This is a genomic window from Christiangramia lutea (genome assembly GCF_022489035.1).
Lineage (GTDB): Bacteria > Bacteroidota > Bacteroidia > Flavobacteriales > Flavobacteriaceae > Christiangramia > Christiangramia lutea.
The window spans coordinates 135,924-159,412 of the sequence record NZ_JAKVTV010000003.1 but is presented as its reverse complement, the minus strand read 5'-3'; the positions used below and the strand labels follow the sequence as shown (position 1 = coordinate 159,412).

20 protein-coding genes are annotated in these 23,489 nt (G+C 38.7%); 12 read left to right on the top strand and 8 right to left on the bottom strand.

The window, feature by feature from the left end:
• Positions 1-40 precede the first annotated feature (40 nt).
• The 4 genes from ML462_RS10080 (at position 41) to ML462_RS10065 (ending at position 3,650) form a co-directional block, all read left to right on the top strand.
• Positions 41-490, top strand: a complete 450-nt coding sequence (locus ML462_RS10080) for a type I restriction enzyme HsdR N-terminal domain-containing protein (protein ID WP_240713689.1) — start codon at positions 41-43, stop codon at positions 488-490.
• Positions 487-1,479 carry a glycosyltransferase family 2 protein gene (locus tag ML462_RS10075; RefSeq protein ID WP_240713688.1) on the top strand — a complete coding sequence of 331 codons (993 nt, stop codon included), beginning with the start codon at positions 487-489 and terminating at the stop codon, positions 1,477-1,479. The genes ML462_RS10080 and ML462_RS10075 overlap by 4 nt, the downstream gene beginning before the upstream one ends.
• Before the next feature lie 99 nt (positions 1,480-1,578).
• A complete protein-coding gene (locus ML462_RS10070) occupies positions 1,579-2,424 on the top strand; it encodes an OmpA/MotB family protein (protein ID WP_240713687.1) in 846 nt (281 codons plus the stop codon).
• Between the two features lie 125 nt (positions 2,425-2,549).
• Positions 2,550-3,650 (top strand): hypothetical protein, encoded by a 1,101-nt coding sequence (locus ML462_RS10065; RefSeq protein ID WP_240713686.1) that lies wholly within the window; start codon positions 2,550-2,552, stop codon positions 3,648-3,650.
• 58 nt (positions 3,651-3,708) lie between these two features.
• Here the strand turns inward: ML462_RS10065 and ML462_RS10060 are convergent, their stop codons facing one another.
• From ML462_RS10060 to ML462_RS10050, 3 genes are all read right to left on the bottom strand, one after another.
• Entirely contained in the window at positions 3,709-4,329 is a 621-nt protein-coding gene (locus ML462_RS10060) for an L-threonylcarbamoyladenylate synthase (RefSeq protein WP_240713685.1), read from the bottom strand.
• A gap of 61 nt (positions 4,330-4,390) precedes the next feature.
• Positions 4,391-4,603, bottom strand: a complete 213-nt coding sequence (locus ML462_RS10055) for a hypervirulence associated TUDOR domain-containing protein (protein WP_240713684.1) — start codon at positions 4,601-4,603, stop codon at positions 4,391-4,393.
• Positions 4,604-4,930: 327 nt separating this feature from the next.
• On the bottom strand, positions 4,931-7,252 hold the full coding sequence (locus tag ML462_RS10050; protein ID WP_240713683.1) for an ATP-dependent helicase: 2,322 nt from the start codon (positions 7,250-7,252) through the stop codon (positions 4,931-4,933).
• 156 nt (positions 7,253-7,408) lie between these two features.
• On the opposite strand from ML462_RS10050, the gene ML462_RS10045 reads away from it, so the two are divergent.
• From ML462_RS10045 to ML462_RS10030, 4 genes are read left to right on the top strand one after another with little or no spacing between them, the layout of a single operon-like run.
• Complete coding sequence (locus ML462_RS10045) at positions 7,409-7,945, top strand: DsrE family protein (RefSeq protein WP_240713682.1); 537 nt, start codon at positions 7,409-7,411, stop codon at positions 7,943-7,945.
• A 51-nt stretch (positions 7,946-7,996) separates the two neighbouring features.
• Positions 7,997-9,229, top strand: a complete 1,233-nt coding sequence (locus tag ML462_RS10040) for an amidohydrolase (protein ID WP_423738480.1) — start codon at positions 7,997-7,999, stop codon at positions 9,227-9,229.
• Entirely contained in the window at positions 9,229-10,824 is a 1,596-nt protein-coding gene (locus ML462_RS10035) for an FMN-binding glutamate synthase family protein (protein WP_240713680.1), read from the top strand. The genes ML462_RS10040 and ML462_RS10035 overlap by 1 nt, the downstream gene beginning before the upstream one ends.
• 12 nt (positions 10,825-10,836) lie before the next feature.
• A complete protein-coding gene (locus ML462_RS10030; protein ID WP_240713679.1) occupies positions 10,837-11,358 on the top strand; it encodes a DUF7935 family protein in 522 nt (173 codons plus the stop codon).
• Here ML462_RS10030 and ML462_RS10025 read toward each other — a convergent pair.
• From ML462_RS10025 to ML462_RS10015, 3 genes are read right to left on the bottom strand one after another with little or no spacing between them, the layout of a single operon-like run.
• Positions 11,342-12,265, bottom strand: a complete 924-nt coding sequence (locus tag ML462_RS10025) for a patatin-like phospholipase family protein (protein WP_240713678.1) — start codon at positions 12,263-12,265, stop codon at positions 11,342-11,344. The two genes, ML462_RS10030 and ML462_RS10025, sit on opposite strands and share 17 nt — an antisense overlap.
• Positions 12,265-13,167, bottom strand: coding sequence for a patatin-like phospholipase family protein (locus ML462_RS10020; protein ID WP_240713677.1), 903 nt, complete (start codon positions 13,165-13,167; stop codon positions 12,265-12,267). The genes ML462_RS10025 and ML462_RS10020 overlap by 1 nt, the downstream gene beginning before the upstream one ends.
• Position 13,168: 1 nt before the next feature.
• Positions 13,169-15,283, bottom strand: coding sequence for a M1 family metallopeptidase (locus ML462_RS10015; protein ID WP_240713676.1), 2,115 nt, complete (start codon positions 15,281-15,283; stop codon positions 13,169-13,171).
• 126 nt (positions 15,284-15,409) lie between these two features.
• Here ML462_RS10015 and recG point away from each other — a divergent pair, with 126 nt between their 5' ends.
• The 3 genes from recG (at position 15,410) to pheT (ending at position 21,254) form a co-directional block, all read left to right on the top strand.
• Positions 15,410-17,509 (top strand): ATP-dependent DNA helicase RecG, encoded by a 2,100-nt coding sequence (gene recG / locus ML462_RS10010; protein WP_240713675.1) that lies wholly within the window; start codon positions 15,410-15,412, stop codon positions 17,507-17,509.
• A 273-nt stretch (positions 17,510-17,782) separates the two neighbouring features.
• Positions 17,783-18,688 carry a tetratricopeptide repeat protein gene (locus ML462_RS10005; protein WP_240713674.1) on the top strand — a complete coding sequence of 302 codons (906 nt, stop codon included), beginning with the start codon at positions 17,783-17,785 and terminating at the stop codon, positions 18,686-18,688.
• Between the two features lie 139 nt (positions 18,689-18,827).
• Entirely contained in the window at positions 18,828-21,254 is a 2,427-nt protein-coding gene (gene pheT / locus ML462_RS10000) for a phenylalanine--tRNA ligase subunit beta (protein WP_240713673.1), read from the top strand.
• A gap of 53 nt (positions 21,255-21,307) precedes the next feature.
• On the opposite strand, the gene ML462_RS09995 is transcribed toward pheT, so the two are convergent.
• Positions 21,308-21,889: a DUF4136 domain-containing protein gene (locus ML462_RS09995; protein ID WP_240713672.1), complete on the bottom strand. Its 582-nt coding sequence runs from the start codon at positions 21,887-21,889 to the stop codon at positions 21,308-21,310.
• A gap of 142 nt (positions 21,890-22,031) precedes the next feature.
• Entirely contained in the window at positions 22,032-22,574 is a 543-nt protein-coding gene (locus tag ML462_RS09990) for a fasciclin domain-containing protein (RefSeq protein WP_240713671.1), read from the bottom strand.
• A gap of 185 nt (positions 22,575-22,759) precedes the next feature.
• On the opposite strand from ML462_RS09990, the gene ML462_RS09985 reads away from it, so the two are divergent.
• Positions 22,760-23,485 carry a hypothetical protein gene (locus ML462_RS09985; RefSeq protein WP_240713670.1) on the top strand — a complete coding sequence of 242 codons (726 nt, stop codon included), beginning with the start codon at positions 22,760-22,762 and terminating at the stop codon, positions 23,483-23,485.
• Positions 23,486-23,489 lie beyond the last annotated feature (4 nt).

Here is a 23,489-nt window from a genome sequence, read left to right as displayed (position 1 = left end):
TAAATTGCAGGGCTGTAATATTCTTTATTACTTTTGAAACATGCAAAAACTGAATTTCCCCTCATATTCGTTTCGGTTCAAAAATAGTCAAAATAAAATAGCCGTTTTTGACGATCTGAGGAAAAAATTTATCATTCTTACCCCTGAAGAATGGGTTCGCCAACATTGCGTGAAATACCTACATTCTGAGAAGAATTATCCACTTAGCCTGATAAATGTTGAAAAACAATTAAAGATAGCCGGTTTAACCAAAAGGTATGACGTGGTAATTTTCGAACCAGATGGGAATATTCAGTTAATCGTGGAGTGCAAAGCTCCTTCAGTAAAGATCACTCAGGAAACTTTCGACCAGATCGCGCGTTACAATCTTAGTTTAAAGGCTAATTATCTCATGGTGACCAATGGCCTTGAGCATTTTTTCTGCCAGATGGATTATGAAAATGAAAATTATGTTTTTCTAAAGGAAATTCCGACATATTCAAGATCATGAAAATAGCAGTAGTCATATTAAATTGGAATGGAAGAAATTTACTGGAGCAATACCTGCCTTCAGTTATGAAATATTCTGAAGAAGCAAAAGTTTATGTAGCTGATAATGCCTCAACCGATGATTCTGTTTCCTTTCTAAAGCAAAAATTCCCAGAAGTAACTATCATCACAAACTCCAGAAATGCAGGGTATGCCGGAGGTTATAATCTTGCCCTGAAATCGGTTCCGGAGGATATTCATATACTTCTTAACAGTGATGTGGAAGTTACCGAAGACTGGCTTGCTCCTGTCCTGGAAGTTTTTAAAAACGAACCAAAAACTGCGGCGGTCCAACCTAAAATCCTGGATTATAAAAGCAAGGATCATTTTGAATATGCCGGAGCGGCCGGAGGTTATCTTGATAAATTCGGATATCCTTTTTGCCGGGGAAGAATTTTCCAGGAACTGGAAAAAGATCATGGGCAGTATAATGAAGATGAATATATTTTCTGGGCAAGTGGGGCCTGCCTTGCTATAAGGAAAAAAGTCTATGATGAAATTGGTGGTTTTGATGAAGATTTTTTTGCGCACCAGGAAGAAATAGACTTATGCTGGAGGCTTCATCATGCCGGTTACCGTGTTAAATATGCCGGTGGTTCAAGGGTTTACCATTATGGTGGCGCCACTCTAGCAGAAATGAATCCAAAAAAAACCTATTATAACTTTAGAAACGGATTATTTTTACTGCTGAAAAACATTGAACCGGGTAAAGTTTTTCTCATCTTACTAAGCAGAATGATCATGGATGGCATTGCCGGTATCAAGTTTATTTTTGAAGGAAAATTCAATCATTTTTTTGCTATTCTTGAAGCTCACGCCAGTTTCTACAGGCATTACGGAAGAATGAGGAAGAAGCGACCTAAAGATTTCATTTTCAGCAATTATTATCTCATCTCTTCTATAGTTTTCGAACATTATCTACAGGGAAAAAAGAAATTCACTGAGCTTTAGAAGAAATTGGAAAATGAAAAGTTAAAATAAGCTTTCCCCTTATTATTTTTTTGATATTTTTGGGGCATTCTAACAAATTAAATTTATAAGAGACGAATTATGAAAAAAATCATGCTTTTGTCGGCAACAGCTGCCATTTTGCTTTCTTCATGTGTTTCACAGAAAAAATACAATGAACTGGAAGCCAAGCAAAGAGAAACTCAGGATCAATTGAATACCGCTACGGTTAAATTGAATTCTTGTCTTGATGAAAAAGATAGAATGAATGAGCAGATTACACGCCTTAATAATACAAATGCTGCCCTTTTAAATAATGTTGGAGATCTTGCTACTCTTTCTAAGAAAGAAGCTGAGAACCTTGAGCGTTCTTTAGAAAGCATTAAAGAAAAAGACCTTGCTATACGTTCTATGCAGGATGCGATGAATAAGAAAGATTCTGTAACTCTTGCATTAGTAACTAGCCTTAAAGGTGCTCTTGGAAATATGAGCGATGAGGATATCGAGATCAACGTTGAAAAAGGTGTGGTTTACGTTTCTATTTCAGATAAATTATTATTCGATAGTGGTCGTTACAACATCACTCCACGTGCGAAAGAAGTACTTGGAAAAGTTGCTACCGTTGTTAAGAACAAACCTAACATCGAGTTTATGGTAGAAGGTCACACAGATAACAAACCAATTAGCACTTCAATGTTCGAAGATAACTGGGATCTTAGTGTGAAGCGTGCTACATCTGTAGTAAGAGTTCTTCAGGATGACTTTGGTGTAGAGCCAGCTCGTATGACTGCTGCTGGTAGAAGTTACTACATCCCGGTTGCTACAAACGAAACTGCTGAAGGTCGTGCTAAAAACAGAAGGACAAGAATTGTTGTTCTTCCTAAGCTAGATCAGTTCTACAGCATGATCGAAGAAGGTATGGAAAAAGCTACTTCTGGTCAGGAGTAAGCAATCCCATCAATAATAATCAAAAGCCTCGCAAAAGCGGGGCTTTTTTTTTAACACATAAAAATCTTATAATCAGGTTTTTATAGTATTTTAGCGGTAACCAACCACACCTAAACTTAGATACTATGAAGAAGCCCGATGTTAGCATTTGGTGTTTTGGTGCGCTTTCATTTTTTTTCACCATTCTATCCTGTCAGGTTGAAGACATACCTTCTGAAAAAAAGGACGTTTTCACCACCAATCCCCAGAGTAAGGTTTTCAAAAATCCACAGTACAATTTTGTTAAACCTAAGACCGAAATTTATAGTTTAAACCAGCTTTATTTCGACGACGGAATTATCAATTCGCCCTGCCCTGTGACCAAATTTGGTGAAATTATTTCTAACCAATTTGATAAACTCATTGAGGATCCTTATTTCGATTTTAGACTTATAAACTATCTATCAGATCTAAACAGAAGATATGTAACCTATTATGAAGGCGAGAACTATTACGGTATAAATGGCGAATACAACCAACTAGCGAATAAAAGAATAAGAGAATTAGAAAAATTTTGGAAGCTTAATCGTGATATCAGGCTCAATGGTCAGCATACTTCAACACTTACAGACCGGGAGATCCTCACAGATATGATAGAAAGTTTTGACAGAACCGTTCGAAACAGAGATCAGGCATATGAAAAGGCCGATGGAATTCTGAAAACCACCTCTAAAAGCGCCAATATACCTGAAAACCCTTTATTTGCAATGGACGCATTTACCAGGTCTAACGGACTTCTGGTAATTGGGGACGGACTTCTGGAAAGCCTCGAAGCCCTAGGAATAGATGGTAAAATTGCTTTCACAGCAATAATTTCTCACGAATGGTGGCATCAGGCTCAATTCGAAAATTCTGATCACTGGGGTTTTATAGATCAATTGGAAACGAACAGTGAAAGATCCAGATTTGCTGAACTTGAAGCCGATTTTGCCGCAGCATATTTTATGACGCATAAAAGAGGAGCTACCTATAACTGGTGGAGAATAAAAGACTATTTCACATTATCATTTAATGTTGGTGACTGCCTGATCGATAGTGAACAGCATCATGGCACACCTACCCAGAGATTGGCCGCCGCTGAATTTGGCTATCAACTTGCCTCTGAGGCCCAGAAAAAAGGATTCATACTGGAGCCAGACGAGGTACACGAAGAATTTGTAAAATGGTATGTTTCGATAATACAGTAAAAATATAAAGAGGCCTATTTGAAAGGCTCTTTTTAAATTTGAAAATGTAACCAAAAAGCTACATAATATCAATACTTCCTTTTCCTTCTCTAATAACTTCAGGTTCTGGTGTGGTTAAATCTATAACGGTTGAGGGAATATTGTCACCATAACCTCCATCTATGACAATATCCACTAGTTTGTTCCATTTCTCAAGAATAAGTTCCGGATCTGTTCCGTATTCCAGAACCTCATCATCATCTCTTATGGAGGTTGAAACAATTGGATTTCCTAAACCTTTTACGATTGCCCTGCAGATATTATTATCGGGGACGCGAATTCCTACGGTTTTTTTCTTTTTAAAGACGTTTGGAAGACTATTCCCTCCCGGAAGAATAAAAGTATAAGGGCCGGGCAAACATCTTTTTAGGATTTTAAATGTTGCCGTATCAATTTGCTTTACATAATCTGAAAGATTGCTAAGGTCTTCACAAACAAATGAGAAATTAGATTTTTCAAGTTTTACATTTTTGATCTGAGCTATCTTTTCCAAAGCCGATACATTGGTGATATCGCAACCAAGACCATAAATGGTATCTGTAGGATAAATTATTAGTCCACCTTTTTTTAGGACGTCTACTACTTTATTAATATGTTTTGGAGCCGGGTTTTCATCATAAATTCTTAATAATTCAGCCATAATTCGTTTTTTTAAAACCTATTAATATTTAAAAGTTGGTATTGACTTTCACACAGACTTATTAATCTGACTTTTCAACTTCGCTTTCCAGTTTTAGAACCTTACTGCCATCATCCTGCTCAATATATAACGCCTTATCACCTTCTTCTCCTTTCCTGGTGATTTCACTACCGTCTATTTGTTTTGTGACTTCTTTGGTATAGGTAGAAATTACTTTTCCCGTGGCGGTTCCGTTTCCCCATTCCCATTTCACTTTACTTCCTTCTCGAATCATGTTTTTTCTTTTCAAGGTAAAGAATATTCAGAAATGTATTGAGGTTAAGTAGTAATTGAAGGCATTTTTTACAGCATTTTTAACAAAATTCAACTTTCCATAATTCAATTTTGAGAACTCGAAGTAAAGATTAAAAGATACTGAAATTGTTTTAAACAACTGTTTTACAGTTACTTAAAAATTTTCATCATACTGCAAAAAAAAGAGACCAGACTGGCCTCTTGAAAAATTGCTTTTTGCTTGGTTTGTGAAATTTAGATAAGTGTAGGGCTCTCTCTAACTATCAAAGCTAATATATGTAAAAAATACACTTTATCATAATTTATTTTATGAGAGCACTTTTAACTTGGCGAAACGGAGTAATAATTTCTTGATTCCTCCCTGTTCAAAATCTATCTCTGCCTTCCTGTCCTGGCCAACACCTTCAATCTTTAAAACCTTCCCTTTTCCAAATCTCATATGCTCAACTTCATTGCCTTCAGAAAGTTCCAAGGTATTTTTAGCTCTTTCTGGTTGAGAAGAAGCCGGTTTCAGTTTTCTGAGTTTTCTTAATTGTTCCTCAGACGGTTTATGTGCAGGTGGCGGAGTGCCACTTTTTGGCTTGGTTTGCCTTAATTTACTTTTATCAACTTCATCCCCGAATATATCGGTATTGATAAGTGGCTTATACTTATAATCATCCTGAGGCACCATCAGATCCAGGTATTGCTCATCGATCTCTTCGATAAACCTACTCGGCTCAGCATCCACTAGTTTTCCCCAACGATATCTTGATAAAGTATAGGTAAGATAAGCCTGCTTTTCTGCTCTGGTTAATGCTACATAAAACAGTCTTCTTTCCTCCTCTAGTTCACTCCTGGTGTTCATACTCATAGCCGATGGAAAAAGGTCTTCCTCCATCCCTACGATATACACATAAGGGAATTCAAGCCCCTTAGCCAGGTGAATAGTCATTAGAGCCACACGGTCTTCATCACCAGTATCATTATCGAGATCTGTAGCAAGAGCAACATCTTCCAGGAATTCAGCCAGTGATCCGCTCGCATCGGCCAGTTCCTTTTGTCCTTCAACAAAGTCGCGAATACCATTCAATAACTCCTCGATATTCTCTATCCTGGCAATACCTTCAGGAGTTCCATCCTTCTTGAGCTCCTGAACAAGACCGGTCTTTTTTGTTACCGTATCTGCAACCTGAAAGGCATCACTCGTCTCATTCATGATCGCAAAACTCTTGATCATGTTTACGAAATTCTCGAGTTTCGTCTGAGTTCCGCGGTTTATATTCAGGTTAAGATTTTTAAGGTTTTCGATCACCTCGAACATAGACCGGTTATGCTCCTTGGCGGCGATAGCAAGCCTGTCCATAGTAGTCATCCCGATCCCCCTGGAAGGATAATTGATCACTCTTTTCAACGCTTCCTCATCTTTAGGATTAAGGATAAGCCTTAAATAGGCAAGTACATCCTTTATCTCCTTTCTCTGATAAAAAGAAAGTCCGCCATAAATACGGTAAGGAATATCTCTTTTCCTCAAGGCATCCTCCATTGCTCTACTTTGTGCATTGGTTCTATAAAGAATAGCGAAGTCACCATTATTTAACTGATGCTGCATCTTATTCTCGAAAATAGAGCTGGCTACATACCTCCCCTCTTCCCCATCGGTAAGCAAACGGTTTACAATGATCTTTGGGCCATCGTCATTTGCAGTCCATACCACCTTATCAAGTTTGGTTTGGTTCTTATCAATGATCGAGTTAGCCGCACTTACAATATTCCTGGTAGAGCGATAGTTCTGCTCCAGCCTGTACATTTGCACATTATCATAATCTTTCTGGAAATTCAGAATGTTATTGATATTTGCTCCGCGGAAGGCATAGATACTTTGCGCATCATCCCCCACTACACATATATTCTGAAATTTATCAGACAAAGCTCTTACAATAAGATATTGGGAGTGATTGGTATCCTGGTACTCATCTACCAGGATATATTTGAACCTGCTCTGATATTTATGCAACACTTCCGGATATCGGTTCAGAAGCTCATTGGTTTTAAGGAGAAGATCATCAAAATCCATGGCTCCAGCCTTAAAACACCGGTCTACATATTCCTTATAAATCTCCCCCAGTCTTGGTTTTTTAGACATGGCATCTGCCTCCTGAAGCTCCCCATTCTGAAAATAAGCCTTTACTGTAATAAGACTGTTCTTATAAGATGAAATTCGATTGTAAACCTGCTTGTATTTATATACGTCCTTATCCAGCCGCATATCTTTAATGATAGCTCTAATCACTGAATGTGAGTCCTGGGTATCATAGATCGTAAAATTGGATGGATATCCAAGTTTATCTGCCTCAAACCTTAAAATTTTCGCGAATACAGAGTGGAAAGTTCCCATCCACAAATTCTTTGCTTCTGAACTACCCACGATCTGTGCGATCCTGTGTTTCATCTCCCTCGCCGCCTTATTGGTAAAAGTTAGGGCAAGAATATTAAAGGCATCTACCCCCTGGTTCATCAGGTAGGCGATCCTGAAGGTAAGTACCCGTGTTTTACCAGATCCAGCTCCGGCAATTACAATCATGGGTCCGTCTTTTTGCAGCACCGGAGCCCTCTGTGCGTCATTTAATCCAGCTAAATAAGCTTCCAAATTTTCTCCGTTTTTAAAAGCTGAAAGGTAACCAAAAAGCATAAAAAAGGAAACCCGATGCCGTGGCTTTTTTAAACAAATCCTTTCCCTTTCCCAAAGCTGATTTATATTTTAATATCTTTAAAATCCTGAAACTCTATATACCTCAAAATTCATATGAACAAATACTTTTTTCTGCTCATTATACTTTTCACATTTTCTTCCTTTTCTCAAAACCTTATTGAAGGAGAAATTATCCCGGAATATGGAAAAACCTATCCTGTTAAATCTCCCGGTTTCAAAACCGATACTGTTTCTAAAATGAAGGTTGTCTTTGATGTAAACAGAAGTTTTGCAGAAGATGAACCTAACAAATTGATCGAAACTGCAGCCAGGTACCTGAACATGCATGAAAACGCTGGTGTTTCACCTGAAAATATGGAAATTGCCCTTGTGATCCATGGAAAGGCTGTTCAGGATGTATTGAAAAATAAGCCTTACAACGAAAGATTTCCCGATGAAGCTGTTAATCCCAATATCCCCTTGATAGAGGCTCTTGTAAACAACGGTGTTCAGGTGATTGTTTGTGGTCAAAGTGCAACTCATTATAAGGTATTCCCAGAAAATTCTGATGATAACGTGAGTTTTGCTTTATCGGCCATGACTGCCCTAGTTCAGCTTCAGAATAAAAATTACAGATTAATAAAATTCTAAATAAACAATATGAGATTCAACCTTTTACTGTTTTCAACAATAATATGTGGAATGGCCTATTCTCAGAATAGCGTTCCTGAAAGGAAATTTAATGATATTGAAGCCCAGGTGATCGAATGGCGTAGAGATTTTCACCAAAACCCTGAACTTTCTAATCGTGAATATGAAACTGCCAAAAAAATAGCAGCTCACCTGGAATCATTGGGCATTGAAACCCAAACCGGCGTTGCCAAAACCGGTGTGGTGGGTATTTTAAAAGGAGATAATCCGGGCAGGACGGTCGCCCTAAGAGCCGATATTGATGCGCTTCCGGTAACCGAGAGGAACGAACTTACTTTTAAATCTGAGGTTGAAACCGAATTTCTGGGATCTAAAACCGGGGTAATGCACGCCTGTGGACACGATACACATACTGCAATACTTATGGGAGTTGCAGAAATTCTTTCAGAAAATAAGGATAAAATAAATGGAACGGTAAAATTCATATTTCAGCCGGCAGAAGAAGGGCCACCACCGGGTGAAGAGGGAGGCGCTAAATTAATGATCAAAGAAGGTGTTCTTGAAAATCCCGATGTCGATGCGATCTTTGGTTTACATATCAATGCAGCAACCCCCGTGGGAACCATTAAATATAAACCTGAAGGTACTATGGCCGCGGTGGAAAGATTCGTGATTAATGTAAAAGGGAAACAGGCACATGGATCAGCTCCCTGGAGTGGTGTAGACCCAATCCTGATCTCGGCCAAAATAATAGACGGGTTGCAGACAATAATTAGTCGGAATGCGGAACTAACAGAATCTGCGTCGGTAATTACAGTTGGTAAAATCACCAGTGGAGTTAGATTCAATATTATTCCTGAATCTGCAGAAATGATAGGTACTGTTAGAACTTTGGATCCGGAAAATAAAAAATTGATTCTTCAGCGTATGAATGACCTTGTTCCTACCATTGCCAAGGCTTATGGAGGTGAAGCCACTATTGAATTTCAGAACAATACTGCCATAACTTTTAATGATCCGGAACTTACCCAAAAAATGGTTCCTACGCTTGAAAGAGTTGCCGGACCCCAAAATGTAGTATTAACGAAAGCTACTACTGGTGGTGAAGATTTCTCTTATTTCCAGGAAAAAGTTCCAGGATTCTACTTCTTCCTGGGCGGTCAACCTCTAAATGCGGAACCAACAAGGCATCATACCCCGGATTTTTACATTGATGAAAGCGGTTTATTATTGGGTGTAAAAACAATGACACAACTTACCCTCGATTACCTAAACCAAACCTGATGCAGGAATTTTTTAACTTCTTAAATACTGTTCCCTGGTGGGCCTGGCTCCTGCTCATATTGTTTATCATTGCTGTCTCAGATATATTTTTTAATAAACAGCATACGATAAGGCATAATTTCCCTGTAGTTGGACACCTAAGGTATTTCCTGGAGAGCATTGGACCGGAATTACGGCAATATATAGTTGCCAACAATCGGGAAGAATTGCCTTTCAATCGTCGCGAACGGGGATGGATTTATGCTTCAGCCAAGAATGAAAATAATTATGAAGGCTTTGGAACCGACCAGGATATTTTTTCTACGCATTATATATTTATCAATAATGCCCTTTTGCCCTATAAGCTACCTGAAGGACATCCTAATATCAAGAATTCAGGGTTGATTCCTTCTGCCAAGGTTATGGGAGCCTGGAACAAACGTAAGCGTCCCTATAGGCCTGCTTCTATTATTAATATTTCAGCAATGAGCTATGGCTCTATATCGGCGAGAGCTATTGAATCCATGAATAAAGGCTGTAAACTGGCGGGTGCTTTCCATAATACTGGCGAAGGCGGGCTTTCCCCCTATCATCTTAAAGGTGCAGATGTCGTTTTTCAAATAGGAACTGGCTATTTCGGGGTGAGGGATGAGCATGGAAATTTCTCGATGAATAAACTCGTTCAACTGGTAAAAGAAAATCCTCAGGTAAGGGCTATCGAGTTGAAGTTATCACAAGGAGCGAAACCCGGAAAAGGTGGAGTTCTGCCGGCAGCAAAAATATCAAAGGAGATCTCTGAAATTAGAGGAGTTCCTATGGGCAGAGATGTAATTTCACCTGCCTACCACTCCGCTTTTGATAACGTAGAAGGCATGCTTAATTTTATAGAGGAAATGGCAGCCGCCACCAGGCTACCGGTAGGGATAAAATCTGCGGTAGGACAACTTAAGGATTGGGAAAATTTAGCCCGTCTTATGCAGGAAAAAGACCACGGGCCAGATTTTATTTCCATCGACGGTGGTGAAGGCGGTACCGGAGCTGCTCCACCAAGTTTTGCAGACCACGTATCCTTACCCTGGATCTATGCTTTTACAGATGTATATAAGATCTTTCAGAAATATAAACTGACAGATAGGATCGTATTCATAGCAGCCGGTAAACTTGGTTTTCCAGCAAAGGCGGCCATGGCTTTCGCTCTTGGAGCAGATATTATAACTGTAGCCAGAGAAGCTATGATGAGTGTTGGATGCATCCAGGCTCAAAGCTGCCATACCAACACATGCCCTACCGGAGTCGCTACCCAGAATAAGTGGTTACAATCGGGTATAAATATTGAAGACAAGGCGATGCGAACTAATTTTTATTTTGTAAAATTCAGAAAGGAATTGCTTCAAATTAGTCATGCCTGCGGTTATGAACATCCCTGCCAGTTCAAAACAGACGATGTTGATATCAATCTAAGTGACAAGAATCTGGCAAAAACTCTGGCAACTACTTTTTCTTACCATAAAGATGAAGTAAATTTCGCCTCAGTTCAGCAGCTTTTGGACTGCCCGCACCTGGGGGGAAACCTCAACCTGGAGAGTTTGAGAGAAACAGAGGATGCGATAGATTAAATTATAGATCAAATGAATGAAACTGAAGTATTAGACTTGCTTTACGGCGTTTTACCAGCGATTGTTGTTGGGCTGGTCTCTTTTTATTTTTTTAATACCTACTCGAAAAATGATGAACAGCGAAGAAGATTCATGCTGCTTCGAGAGAAACAAAAAACCGCTTTACCCATTAGATTACAGGCCTATGAAAGATTAGCCTTATTACTGGAAAGGGTTTCCCCGGGAAAAATACTTTTCAGGGTTAAACCCACTTCTGATGATGCTGGATTGTATGCGAATCTATTAATTGCCAATATTGAGCAGGAATTCGAGCACAACCTGGCTCAGCAGATATATGTCACTAATGATTGCTGGGATTATGTAAAGACTGCGAAAAACGCTACAATAACCTTGATAAGAAAGGCTTCCGAAAAGGGAGATGTAAATAATACCGATGAGCTTCGCCAGGTAATTCTAAAAAGTTTGATGGATAAGCAGGCTCCAACAGATGCAGCCCTTGCTTACATAAAAAAAGAGGTTAAAAGCCTAACTTAAACCAGGACGACTTCGCTGCTTTCTTTTCCATTTCTTTTTTTTCGGCGTATTCATAGCCCTGTTGCCACCATTCGGTCATGGCTTTTTTATTGAAAACTAGGGAATTTTCGGTTAATTTGGTGGGGGTATAGTAAATGTTGAGTTTAACTTTTTTGTTCATTGCAGCAAGCTTCCCTTCAACAATATCATGATACTCCACCTGATCCAATAAAAACCCGAATAGGTTTACCATTAGTGAAAATGGGTTTTTCCCGAGAATCTTGTTGTATTCCATATTCTCGGCCTCAAGAATAATCGCATCTACTTCGGTTGCGCCACGTTTTATGGCTTCCCTTATTGGCACAACACAACCCAGACCTCCATCGGCATATTCAAAACCGTCTTTTTCGGCAAGGCTCATAAATGGAATATAATTGCAGCTTATCCAGATCCAGTCACAGAAATCGTCATATTCAAATTCGTGGATCGATTTATACTCCACACGGTTCTTCGAAAGATTTGATACGGTTACCACTACATCTTCCACCTGGGCTTTCAATTCATTAAAATCCTGGTGAGAAAAGTTTTTCCTGATATTTCTCCTCAGTGCCTTACTTTCTCCAAAAGTCCGTCGCGACCTTATGAACTGCCATACCGTATTCAGGTAATTGATAGTAACATACTCCCTGCCGTCCTTTTTCTTTACAACAAATGGATTAACACTGAATATTTTACGCTGGGTAACATTGGTATAGATATCATAGACTTTCTGAATATTACCTGCCGCCAGGTGTGGAATTAGAAGACTGCCTGTAGAGGTTCCCAGATATAGTTTGTAATTACGCTTTTTCTCCTGAATAAGGTACTGAGCAACGCCGCCGGCAAAAGCTCCTTTACTTCCCCCTCCAGATATTACCAATGCTCGCATTAAGGTTCTATTTGATTCAGTTCTTTGTTTCTGTATTTGGCAAATTCAAAGCCACTCTCCCACCATGCCGTCATTTGTTCCTTATCAAAAATAAGAGAATTCGTGGTTAGTACGGTTGGGGTATAATAAAAATTAAGAATGGCATCATGGTTAGAGGCAGCAAATTTTCCTATCGTGATATTTTGCTTTTCAATACGGTCCAGCATAAATGCGAACAAATTTGTGATAAGGGAAAATACATTTTTTGAGGGCATCCTGTTAAAATAGGTTACCTCGGTTTGCAGTATAATTGCATCAACTTCGGTGGCGCCTCTTTTTATAGCTTCTTCAATAGGAACCATAGATCCCAGGCCACCGTCGGCGTATTCACAACCATTCTTCTTTACCAGGCTCATAAAGGGCGTATAATTACAGGATATCCAGAGCCATTCTATAAATTCTTCATAATCATAATCTTTTATCGATTTATATTCCACCTCATTTAATGAAATATTTGAAACCGTTGTGACTATATCCTTTTTCCCGGCTTTTAATTCTTCAAATTCCTCACGGGTAAAGGTATCTTTCAGCAATTTCTTGAGATTATAACTATCACCAAATGTCTTTTTCCCTTTCAGAAAATTCTTGGCTACATTAAAATGATTTATGCTAATATTTTCCCTTCCATGCTCCTTTTTAATCAGAAAAGGTCGGCTGCTGAAAATACTGGACTGGTTTACTGAGGTAAAAACCTTTTTAACCTTTTCAGCCTTATGCAAAGCGATATGAGAGATAAGCATACTTCCGGTGGAGGTACCAATAAATAGGTCATAATCTTTTTTTAGAACTTCAGTAAGATATTGAGCAACACCACCTGCAAAGGCGCCTTTACTTCCTCCCCCTGAAATTACCAAAGCACGCATATCAACCTGTGATTTTAGATCTCAAATAAGCAGTTTCTTCCTGATCCATATTAGCAGAAAGATCCAGGATTTCCTGCCGGTATTCTTCATTTTTAATAAGTTCTGAAAGCAACTGACGACAATAATTCCTGAAACTATAAGTATGATGCTGAGTCCCTTTTATCAAACTTTTCAAACTAATTTCATTGAACGCTCCTAACTGAAACAAATAGCCAAAAGCATTTTCCCTAAGCTGAAAGGGTCTAGATACATCGGTGTATCCAGCCAGTTCATCATAATATTTCTGATTTAGGTCAGCTTCAAATTCCGGGGTAACCAGACTTAAAGTTAACCAAAGCATACGAATATTTCGATTATAAAATCCGGTTAACTCGCGGGTTTGATCAAGATATTTCGATCTTTCATCAGGGAACTGTTCCCAAAGCTTATAAAGTGCAGCCTCTATGGTGAGGTAAGAATCATCCATCAAAAGGGATTCAAAATCCTTTTTTAGTTCCGTTGGAATTTGTTGCATCGTCATAGCAACAGCCTGTCTTACAAAAACATTATTGGTCTCAAAGGCCTTTTTATACAATAAATTCGAATTAGGTGATTGCTCACCCACCAGTTGATGAACCGCCTCCTGCCCTATATAATCATTCACCGGAAAATCGAGTGCTTTTTCCAAATTTTCATATTTCTGATCCAGGGTCATTTCCCGAAGTGCAGCCAGATCCAGATAATTGGTTATGAATTCCGATTTTTTTAAGGATTCCAGAGACTGGCCTGCCTTAAAAGCAGATTGCAGAATCCAGTCTTCTTTGAATTGGGTAAGATCCTGGCCTGATGCTGATTCTATTTCAGCTAGGAAATTATCGGTTTCTACATTCTTATATTTATAGAGTTCGAGATAATTTTTTACTCCTTCCCGGAATGCTTCGTGACCTACGAGCTCCCTTAAAATATGCAGTGCCCAGGCGCCTTTCTGATAAAAAGTTAAAGAATTTGCTTTTGGATTTAGTAAGGATTCTCCTTTACCAGAGTCACTTAGTTCTTTAAGTTTTTCAGCAGTCTCATATAGTTTCCAGTAATAATAATCCTCACCAAATATCTCCCGCTCTGCAAGCAGAGCATAATAGGTGGCAAAACCTTCATGCAACCAGTGATGCTTTGCCGATTTCTCAGTCACCAGATTCCCAAACCATTGATGAGCCAGCTCATGTGCATTCACATTTACATAATTCCTGTCCTTGAAGCCAACGGAATCTGTCAGGAAAGATTCTGAAAAGATAGTGGTGCCGATATTTTCCATTCCACCGTACAGGAAATCCTGGACAGGCAATTGTCTGTAATTCTGCCATGGATACTCTACACCTATTTCCCTTTCCAAAAAATCGAAAATTTCTTCAGTATGCCGATAGGTAGGTTCGGCCAGGTGTTCATCCTCCGGCTTATAATATAAGTGTATCTTATCTCCTGTGGATGAAGTAACTTCATTGAAGTCAAATTCTCCTGCCGCTACCGCTACCAGGTAACTGCTCATTGGCTGCTCCATATCGAACTTCCACAATCTGGTAGAGTCATTAATTTTATCATTGGAAAGCAGACGGCCATTTGAAACAAGTTCAAATTCTGCCGGAAAGGCAAAACTTAGATCAAATTCGGCTTTCTCATTCATATCATCAAAACTAGGTAGCCAGGTAGATGTATATTTTCCCTGTCCCTGGGTCCAAACCTGTTTTTCAGACTTATCAAGGTCAGAAAATTGCCAGTTAATAAAATACATTCCCGACCCGGGTTTGGCAGAATATTTTAATTCCAGCTTGTTATCCGGAGAAGGTAAAAAATGAGAAATAATGTAGATCCCTTTATCGTCACTTGAGTATTCAACCTCATCGCCGTTTAGAAATACGTCTGTAAAATTCATCTTTTTCCCATCGATGAACAACGTATCCTGTTGTGCCAGAATATCAAAAATAAAGTCTACAGAACCATTAAGCCTTTTTTCCGAAGGCAATATTTCAATTTGAGCGGAAACATTAGTGAAATCGAAAAATTCGGTTTGAGAAGGTCCCTTTTCCTGAGCCTTAATGATAACCGAACAAAAACTAAATAGGATAGCAAGGTTTTTTCGCATGTAAATAAGAGGAATAACTCCTGCAAAATACAAATTTGCTAAGTCAATCCATAAATTTTAAAGTTTAAAGCGCTTCCTCGATATGTGTTTCTATAAAAATCAATAGGTTTTAATATCTTCGTTTTTATGATCCAGAACCTGTTGCAAACCCCTATTGAGTATTTAAAAGGAGTAGGTCCTAACCGTGCCGAGGTATTAAAAAAAGAGCTCAATATTCAGTCTTACCGGGATCTTATCAACTTTTTTCCAAACCGGTATATCGACAAGACCGGTTTTTATAAGGTCGCTCAGTTGCAACGGAACTCTTCAGAAGTCCAGATCGTTGGGAAAATTGTTCACATGAAAATGGTGGAACAAAAAAGAGGAAAACGTCTGGTAGCCGATTTTGTAGACGATACAGGAAAAATTGAACTTATCTGGTTTCGAGGTCATAAATGGATCAAAGAGAATCTAAAGCTGAATACGCCCTACGTGATCTTTGGTAAGACCAATTGGTACAACGGCACTTTTAGCATGCCGCATCCAGAAATGGAATTGGTAGCTGATTATAAAAGGAATCTGCGTCCCGCCATGCAACCCGTCTATCCTTCTACCGAAATGCTGCAAAAAAAGGGAATTACCAACAGGGTAATCATGAAACTCATGCAGGCGGTTCTTCAGCAAACAGGTTTAAAGTTTTCGGAAAGCTTATCCTCTTCTTTGGGAAAAGAATTGAAACTCATCTCCAAAGCAGAGGCTTTATTCAATATTCATTTTCCTAAAAACCAGGAATTACTGGCCAAGGCTCAGTTCCGGTTGAAATTTGAAGAATTATTCTTTATTCAGCTACAGCTTTTGCGGAAAAACATGTTGCATAAGCAAAAAATAAAGGGCTTCAATTTTGACCAGATTGGTGATCATTTCAATCATTTTTATAATGATTACCTGCCCTTCGATCTCACCAATGCCCAGAAAAGGGTGATCAAGGAGATTAGAAGTGACATGGGAAGCGGAGCACAGATGAACCGTCTCCTCCAGGGTGATGTGGGCTCCGGTAAAACTATCGTTGCCCTAATGTCTATGCTTATCGCGCTGGATAATAAATTCCAGGCTTGTCTCATGGCGCCTACAGAGATTCTTTCCATTCAACATTATAATGGATTGAAGGAATTGTGTGAAAAACTAGACCTCAATATTTATCTGCTCACCGGCTCTACCAAAACAGCGATGAGGAGGGAAATACATGAAAAACTGGAGAACGGCGAAATAGATATCCTCATAGGCACCCATGCACTGCTGGAAGACAAAGTGAAATTTCACAATCTAGGCCTCGCGGTGATAGATGAGCAACATCGTTTTGGGGTAGCCCAAAGGGCGAAATTATGGAAGAAAAATCATATCCCTCCACACGTATTAGTGATGACGGCAACTCCAATTCCACGGACTCTTGCCATGAGTTTATATGGAGACCTGGATATTTCTGTGATCGATGAATTACCACCCGGCCGTAAACCTGTAAAGACAGTACACCGGTATGACAGTAACCGGCTTAAAGTATTTGCCTTTATTCGTGATGAGATCAAAAAAGGCAGACAGGTATATATAGTTTACCCACTTATCCAGGAATCTGAAAAAATGGATTACAAGGATCTGATGGATGGTTATGAAAGTATTGCCCGCGAATTTCCCGACAACCAGATATCGATCGTTCATGGGCAAATGAAGCCAGCCGATAAAGATTATGAAATGGATAGGTTCGTGAGGGCCGAAACCGAGATTATGGTTGCAACCACGGTAATAGAGGTTGGAGTAAATGTTCCGAACGCCAGTGTGATGATCATTGAAAGTGCTGAAAGGTTTGGGCTCTCCCAACTACACCAGTTAAGAGGACGTGTTGGTCGTGGCGCAGAACAAAGCTTTTGTATTTTAATGACCGGCCACAAATTATCCAATGACAGTAAAACCAGATTGGAAACCATGACCGGTACTAATGATGGCTTCGAGATCGCCGAAGTAGATCTAAAACTGAGGGGGCCAGGTGACCTAATGGGTACGCAGCAAAGTGGTGTATTAAACCTGAAGATCGCCGATATTGTAAAAGATAACTCCATACTACAGACCGCCAGATTTTATGCTTCAAAAATTCTGAAAGAGGATCCCAACCTCTCAAAAGAAGAAAACCTAGCCATCAAAAATGCTTATGCCCGCCTGGTGAAAAACAAAACGATCTGGAATTATATCAGCTAGAAAAAACCTGAAATAAATTAGCAAATTTTCCACCTCATGGAAATCCGCAATATTCATCCAGACATTGCTGATGAAGTAAACCCGGCATCGTTATGGTTCTTTAAAGATCAATATTGAACATCAGAAGGCTTTTTTGCTTATCTTTAAGTCCCTGCAAATTAAATTCAAATATTTAAATATCAACATCTTAAAATAATTTTGAATTTAATTTTTAACCTATAATGCTACAATCATAAAGTAACCAATTATTTAAACTTTAAAACATTGAAAATTATGGGTGCAATTATCAAATTAAGATGGGGTATCAGCCTGATACTTATCTTCTTCACAACCTCGATCGTGGCGCAAAAAGAAGAACAGGACATGGCCAAAAAGCTTTACGAAGTTTATAAGGATGATGGGGCAAAGGAAGTTCTAAAGGTCTACGAGAAAAACAATGCTAATAAGGATTATGAAGGAATGGCAGAACCATTAAATGTGTTGGCTTACCGTTTAATGCAGGAAGATAAGGACCTAAAGGCCGCCGAGATGCTTTTAGATGCCCAGATCAAGGAATATCCAAATGAGGCCAACCCTTATGACTCCTATTCTGATGTTCTTTTGGAGATGGGTAAAAAAGATGAAGCCAAAAAATACATCGAAAAATCGATGAAAATGGCTAAAGAAAAGGATACCGAGGAAAACCAGCTTGTTCTGGAAGCGGGAAGAGCAAAAATGGCTATCCTCGAAAATAAGGATAAACAGTTAAACTTTTTGGTGGGAAATTGGGAAAATACAACTACTACATTCCAAAATGGAGAAGAATTGACCAGCACAGTAAGTTCTAACAATGTGTCTTTCGATTCCAATGGTTCTATTATGATTGTAGACCACGATGATTCTGGGAAAAATCCTTGCTGCAAACGTGTAATGGTATACGACCCAAATGAAGATGAGTTCGACGTTGCATTTATTAGAAGAAATCAGCCAACTGGAATATGGAACTCAAAGATGCAGTTGAAGGAAGTTGAAAAAGATCATTTTGAATTAACAGAAAGCTACGTGGACAATGATGATAAAGAAGTGAAAGTAAAACATGAAGTGATCAAAAAAGCAAATGATGTCGAGTGGACCACTTATGCTTCAAATGACGGCGAATGGGAAAAAGTTAGAGCCATGACCCTTAAGAAGAAAAATTAAAAATTCTTAAATAACTGACAGACGAAAAAAGAGGTGTAATCACCTCTTTTTCGTTTTAAACATGCCCGCACAAATTTATTTTTCAGATTATGACAAAACCATTCGTAATACTATCTTTGCTGCCTGAAAAAGATTATTCATGAAGATTTCCTATAACTGGCTGAAACAGTTCATCAAACTACCTGAAGACGCTGAAAAAACAGGCGAATTATTAACAGATCTTGGTCTCGAAGTTGAAGGCATCGATAGCTTTCAGAGCATTAAAGGAGGCCTGGACGGCATTGTAGTTGGACACGTGTTAAAATGTGAGGCTCACCCTAATGCAGACAGACTTCAGCTTACCAAGGTAAATATTGGTAATGGCGAGGAAGTACAGATAGTATGTGGTGCTCCAAATATAGGTGAGGGACAAAAGGTACCGGTTGCAACGATTGGCACCGTGCTCTATGACGAGAAGGGAGAATCCTGGGAGATCAAAAAAGGTAAGATTCGTGGGGAAGTTAGTTATGGAATGATCTGTTCAGAAAAAGAACTAGGCCTGGGCCAGAGCCATGAGGGAATTATGGTGATGGATAATGAACTGGTTCCGGGAACCGCGGTTGCTGAGATTTTCGAGGTGGAAAACGACGAAGTTTTCGAAATCGGACTTACTCCTAACCGTGCAGATGCCATGAGCCACTGGGGTGTAGCCAGAGATCTAAAGGCTGGATACCAGCAACAAGGGCAACAACTAGAACTTATCACTCCTTCAGTGAGTAGTTTTCATGTAGACAACCGAAGTTTGAAAATTCAGATAAAGGTAGATGATTCTAATCTGGCACCAAGATACTGCGGTGTTACTTTATCTGAAGTCAAGGTAGCTGAATCGCCAAAATGGCTTCAAAACAGACTTAAGGCGATTGGCATAACTCCTAAAAATAATGTGGTAGACGCAACCAATTATGTGATGCATGAACTGGGTCAACCCTTACATGCTTTCGATGCCGGAAAGATCGCTGGAAATGAAATAAATGTGAAGACCCTAAAGGCTGGATCCAAATTCACAACTTTAGATGAGGTTGAAAGAGAGCTTCACGAAGAAGACCTTATGATCTGTGATGCAGAAAAGCCTTTATGCATAGCCGGGGTTTTTGGAGGAATAGGAAGTGGAGTTACAGAATCTACCACCCAGGTATTTCTGGAAAGCGCCTATTTCAACCCAGTAAGCGTACGTAAAACTGCCAAAAGACATGCAATAAATACCGATGCGTCCTTTAGATTTGAAAGAGGGATCGATATTAATTCGGTAGAATATGCTTTAAAACGCGCCGCCCTGCTAATATCAGAAATTTCGGGTGGTGAGATCACCAGTGATATCGATGACCTTTATTTTAAGAAGATCGAAGATTTCCAGGTTTTTCTAACCTTTGAGAAAGTAAATAAGCTTATCGGGGAAAACCTTGAAGAGGAGACGATAAAATCTATACTGGCTTCTCTGGAGATTAGGGTTAATAATGTAACCGAAACAGGGATGGGATTAACTATTCCGTCCTACCGTGTAGATGTTCAGCGGGAATCTGATGTTATCGAGGAGATCCTTAGAGTCTATGGTTATAACAATATCAAATTTGGAGATAAACTAAGCCTTTCTGTTGCTAATTCTTCAAAGTTTGAGGATTATAAGATCCAGAATCTCATTGCAAATCAGTTAATTGGACAGGGATTTTATGAAACCATGGCAAATTCTCTTACTACTTCAGGTTTTAATAAGCTAACCGAAGGAATTAAGGATGAAAACCAGGTAAAAATGCTTAATCCTCTAAGCCAGGATCTTTCCGTTCTTAGGCAAACCATGCTTTTTTCCGGTCTTGAAGCTATAAGCTACAACATCAATAGGAAAAGAGGCAACCTACGTATTTTCGAATTTGGAAAGACCTATCATTCTTACGTTAGCGGAAGAGAAGAAAATAAACATCTGAGTTTATTCATAACCGGTGAAAAAACTGCCGAAAGCTGGAATACGGCCGCGGGAACCGGAAATTTCTTTTACCTGAAAGGTGTGATCAAATCCATTTTCGACAAACTTGGCATCAAGAATCTTAAAATCAAGGCTGTCAAGAATGATATTTTTTCTGAAGGTTTGCAGTTTAGCGGCAAGAAATCAAAGCTTGTAGAATTCGGAGTTGTGAAAAAATCCATTCTCAAGAAAATGGATATAGATCAGGAAGTAATTTATGCCGATTTTAACTGGGGTGAAGTGATCGAACTGGCTAAAACCCAAAAGACGAGCTTCTCCTCTATTCCTAAATATCCAAGCGTAAGAAGAGATTTTGCACTATTGCTGGACAAATCGGTTTCCTATGCTGAAATCGAACAGATTGCCAGGCAAACTGAAAAGAAAATGCTTACCAGTGTAAACCTTTTTGATGTATATGAAGGTAAAAACCTGCCAGAAGGTAAAAAGAGCTACGCAGTTAGTTTTGTATTCCAGGATGAAAATAAAACACTTACCGATAAACAGGTAGACAAAATGATGAACAAACTACAGTTCAGATTCGAAAAAGAACTCAAAGCTGAATTGAGATAAATAAAAAAAGCTGTGCAGATCGCACAGCTTTTTTGTTTTACTAAAGGTTCATATTAGAATTGATCTTTAAAAATATCATCTATATAAGACCTGATCTGTTTTTCTATCCTTCGGTTTCCAATTTCATCTTCTGAAGTTCCCCTCCAAAGGATCTCATTGGTTCTTCTATCTACAAGATCAATTACAATAGACCTTTCTCTATAAGGGATTTGATCTACCCTTGGGCCATTTAATCGCTGAACGGTGAAATAGTTCTCATACATAAAATCCTGATAATAGGTACCTATATAATGCCCCGGGCGATAATATGCATAGTTCGTATATACCGGATTAGCATTTACAGCTACCTTTTCATCGAACATAGGATGAAAATGCACCAGAATATCCGGGTTTCTTTTGTTAAGGACAAACCCTTCATCTTCCATATTGGCATTAATGGTTTCAACTATGACCTGCTGAATCTCATCATTATCGAAATCCCTGCTTATGATAGTATCTTTGTTTGGCAAATAAGCATAAGAATTATAAGATTTTAATTTTTTCAGGTCATCTTTTGCTGTAGGACCGCTTGAGCCACAAGAGACCATAAACATATTAAATAGAAATATAGCTGAGAGGCATTTAATAATTTTCATAGAATCATTTTTTATTTCCGGCAAAATAACCTGAATGTTATATATTATAAAAGGCATGGCAGGCATTTGACTTTTATTTAACGAGAAAAAGCGGCTACATGCCGCTTCTTCTTAAAATCATTGTAATTCTAATATCCAATTATTATGGTAAAATTACAGTGTCTATCACATGAATTACTCCATTTGAAGCATCAAGATCTGCTGCTGTTACAGTAGCAACATTACCTGACTTATCCTTGATTTTTACTTTGTCACCATCTAACATGGCATAGATTTCTTCACCATTTACGGTCTTAAAAGAGGCTTTACCATTACCTTTTTTAATCGCTTCTACTACATCTGCAGCTTTAAAATCACCAGCCAGTACGTGATAAGTAAGTACAGCCTGTAATTTTTTCTGGTTATCCTTTTTCAGTAAAGTTTCAACCGTACCTTTAGGTAATGCTTCAAAAGCGCTGTTTGTAGGTGCAAAAACTGTAAAAGGACCTTCACTGGAAAGTACATCTACCAACCCGGCCGCTTTTACCGCAGTAACAAGAGTGCTGTGATCACTGGAATTGGAAGCGATTTCAACAATATTCTTAGAACTTGTCATATTCACTTCGGTCTTACTGGTTTGCCCCAGGGCTACGGTTCCTAAAAACATGAACATGGTTAAAACCGTAAATAATTTTAAATTTTTCATAACATCAATTTTTTATATTTTAAAGTTATCATGAAGCTTATTAGACGATTTTAAAAAATGAGCCAATTAGTATAGAATTAACAATTGCAATATGAATTCTGTGGTTTTTCCGCTAATTTTTAAAAGTTCATGAATTGCTATTCTAAGCTTAATTGTCTAATTTAGTGAGGCTAAAGAAAAAGAAAATGAAGCTGAAATTTCCCCGCACTAATATTGAACATCAATTACTTAAAGTTCGCAATAAGAAAACAACCGAAGACCACATCCTTTCAGAAGTACATAAGATTCTGCAAAGATCTGAGGAAAGAGACAGGACGGTTCTTGAAGAAATACAAAAGGGAAGCTATACTGGGAATAATGATTTTGATCCAGATCTTCTGGAAACGAACCGGATCTTCCATATCGATGATATTTACCAAATCTGTATAGATTATAGATTGAGATTTCTGGATTCTAAATTCTTCAAATCTGAAATTCCATACGAAGCTCTTATGGAAATCAAAAAACTTGAAAAAGCACACGAAACCACACTGAGGGGTTTCAAAATCGTAGCACCTTCTAAGCTATTCAAGTTAGAAAATGCCGATGATCCATTATTATTTGCACCTATAGGCAACGATTATTACTACCTTATCCACAAATGGGGAAATGACCTGCATCCATTCAGAAAAGTGATCATGTGGCCATTCAAGACCCTGGAAAATTTCATTGTGCTTTTACTTGTCACCAGTTTTCTTGCAGCACTATTAATTCCAGACGGTTTATTTACTCACGGCCAATCTACCACGGAATTCTTCATGGTATTCTTTTTTGTTTTCAAATGGTTTGCCGGTCTTGCAATTTTCTATGGTTTCAAAATGGGGAAAAATTTTAGTACAGCCATCTGGAATAGTAAGTTCTATAACGCCTAGAAAG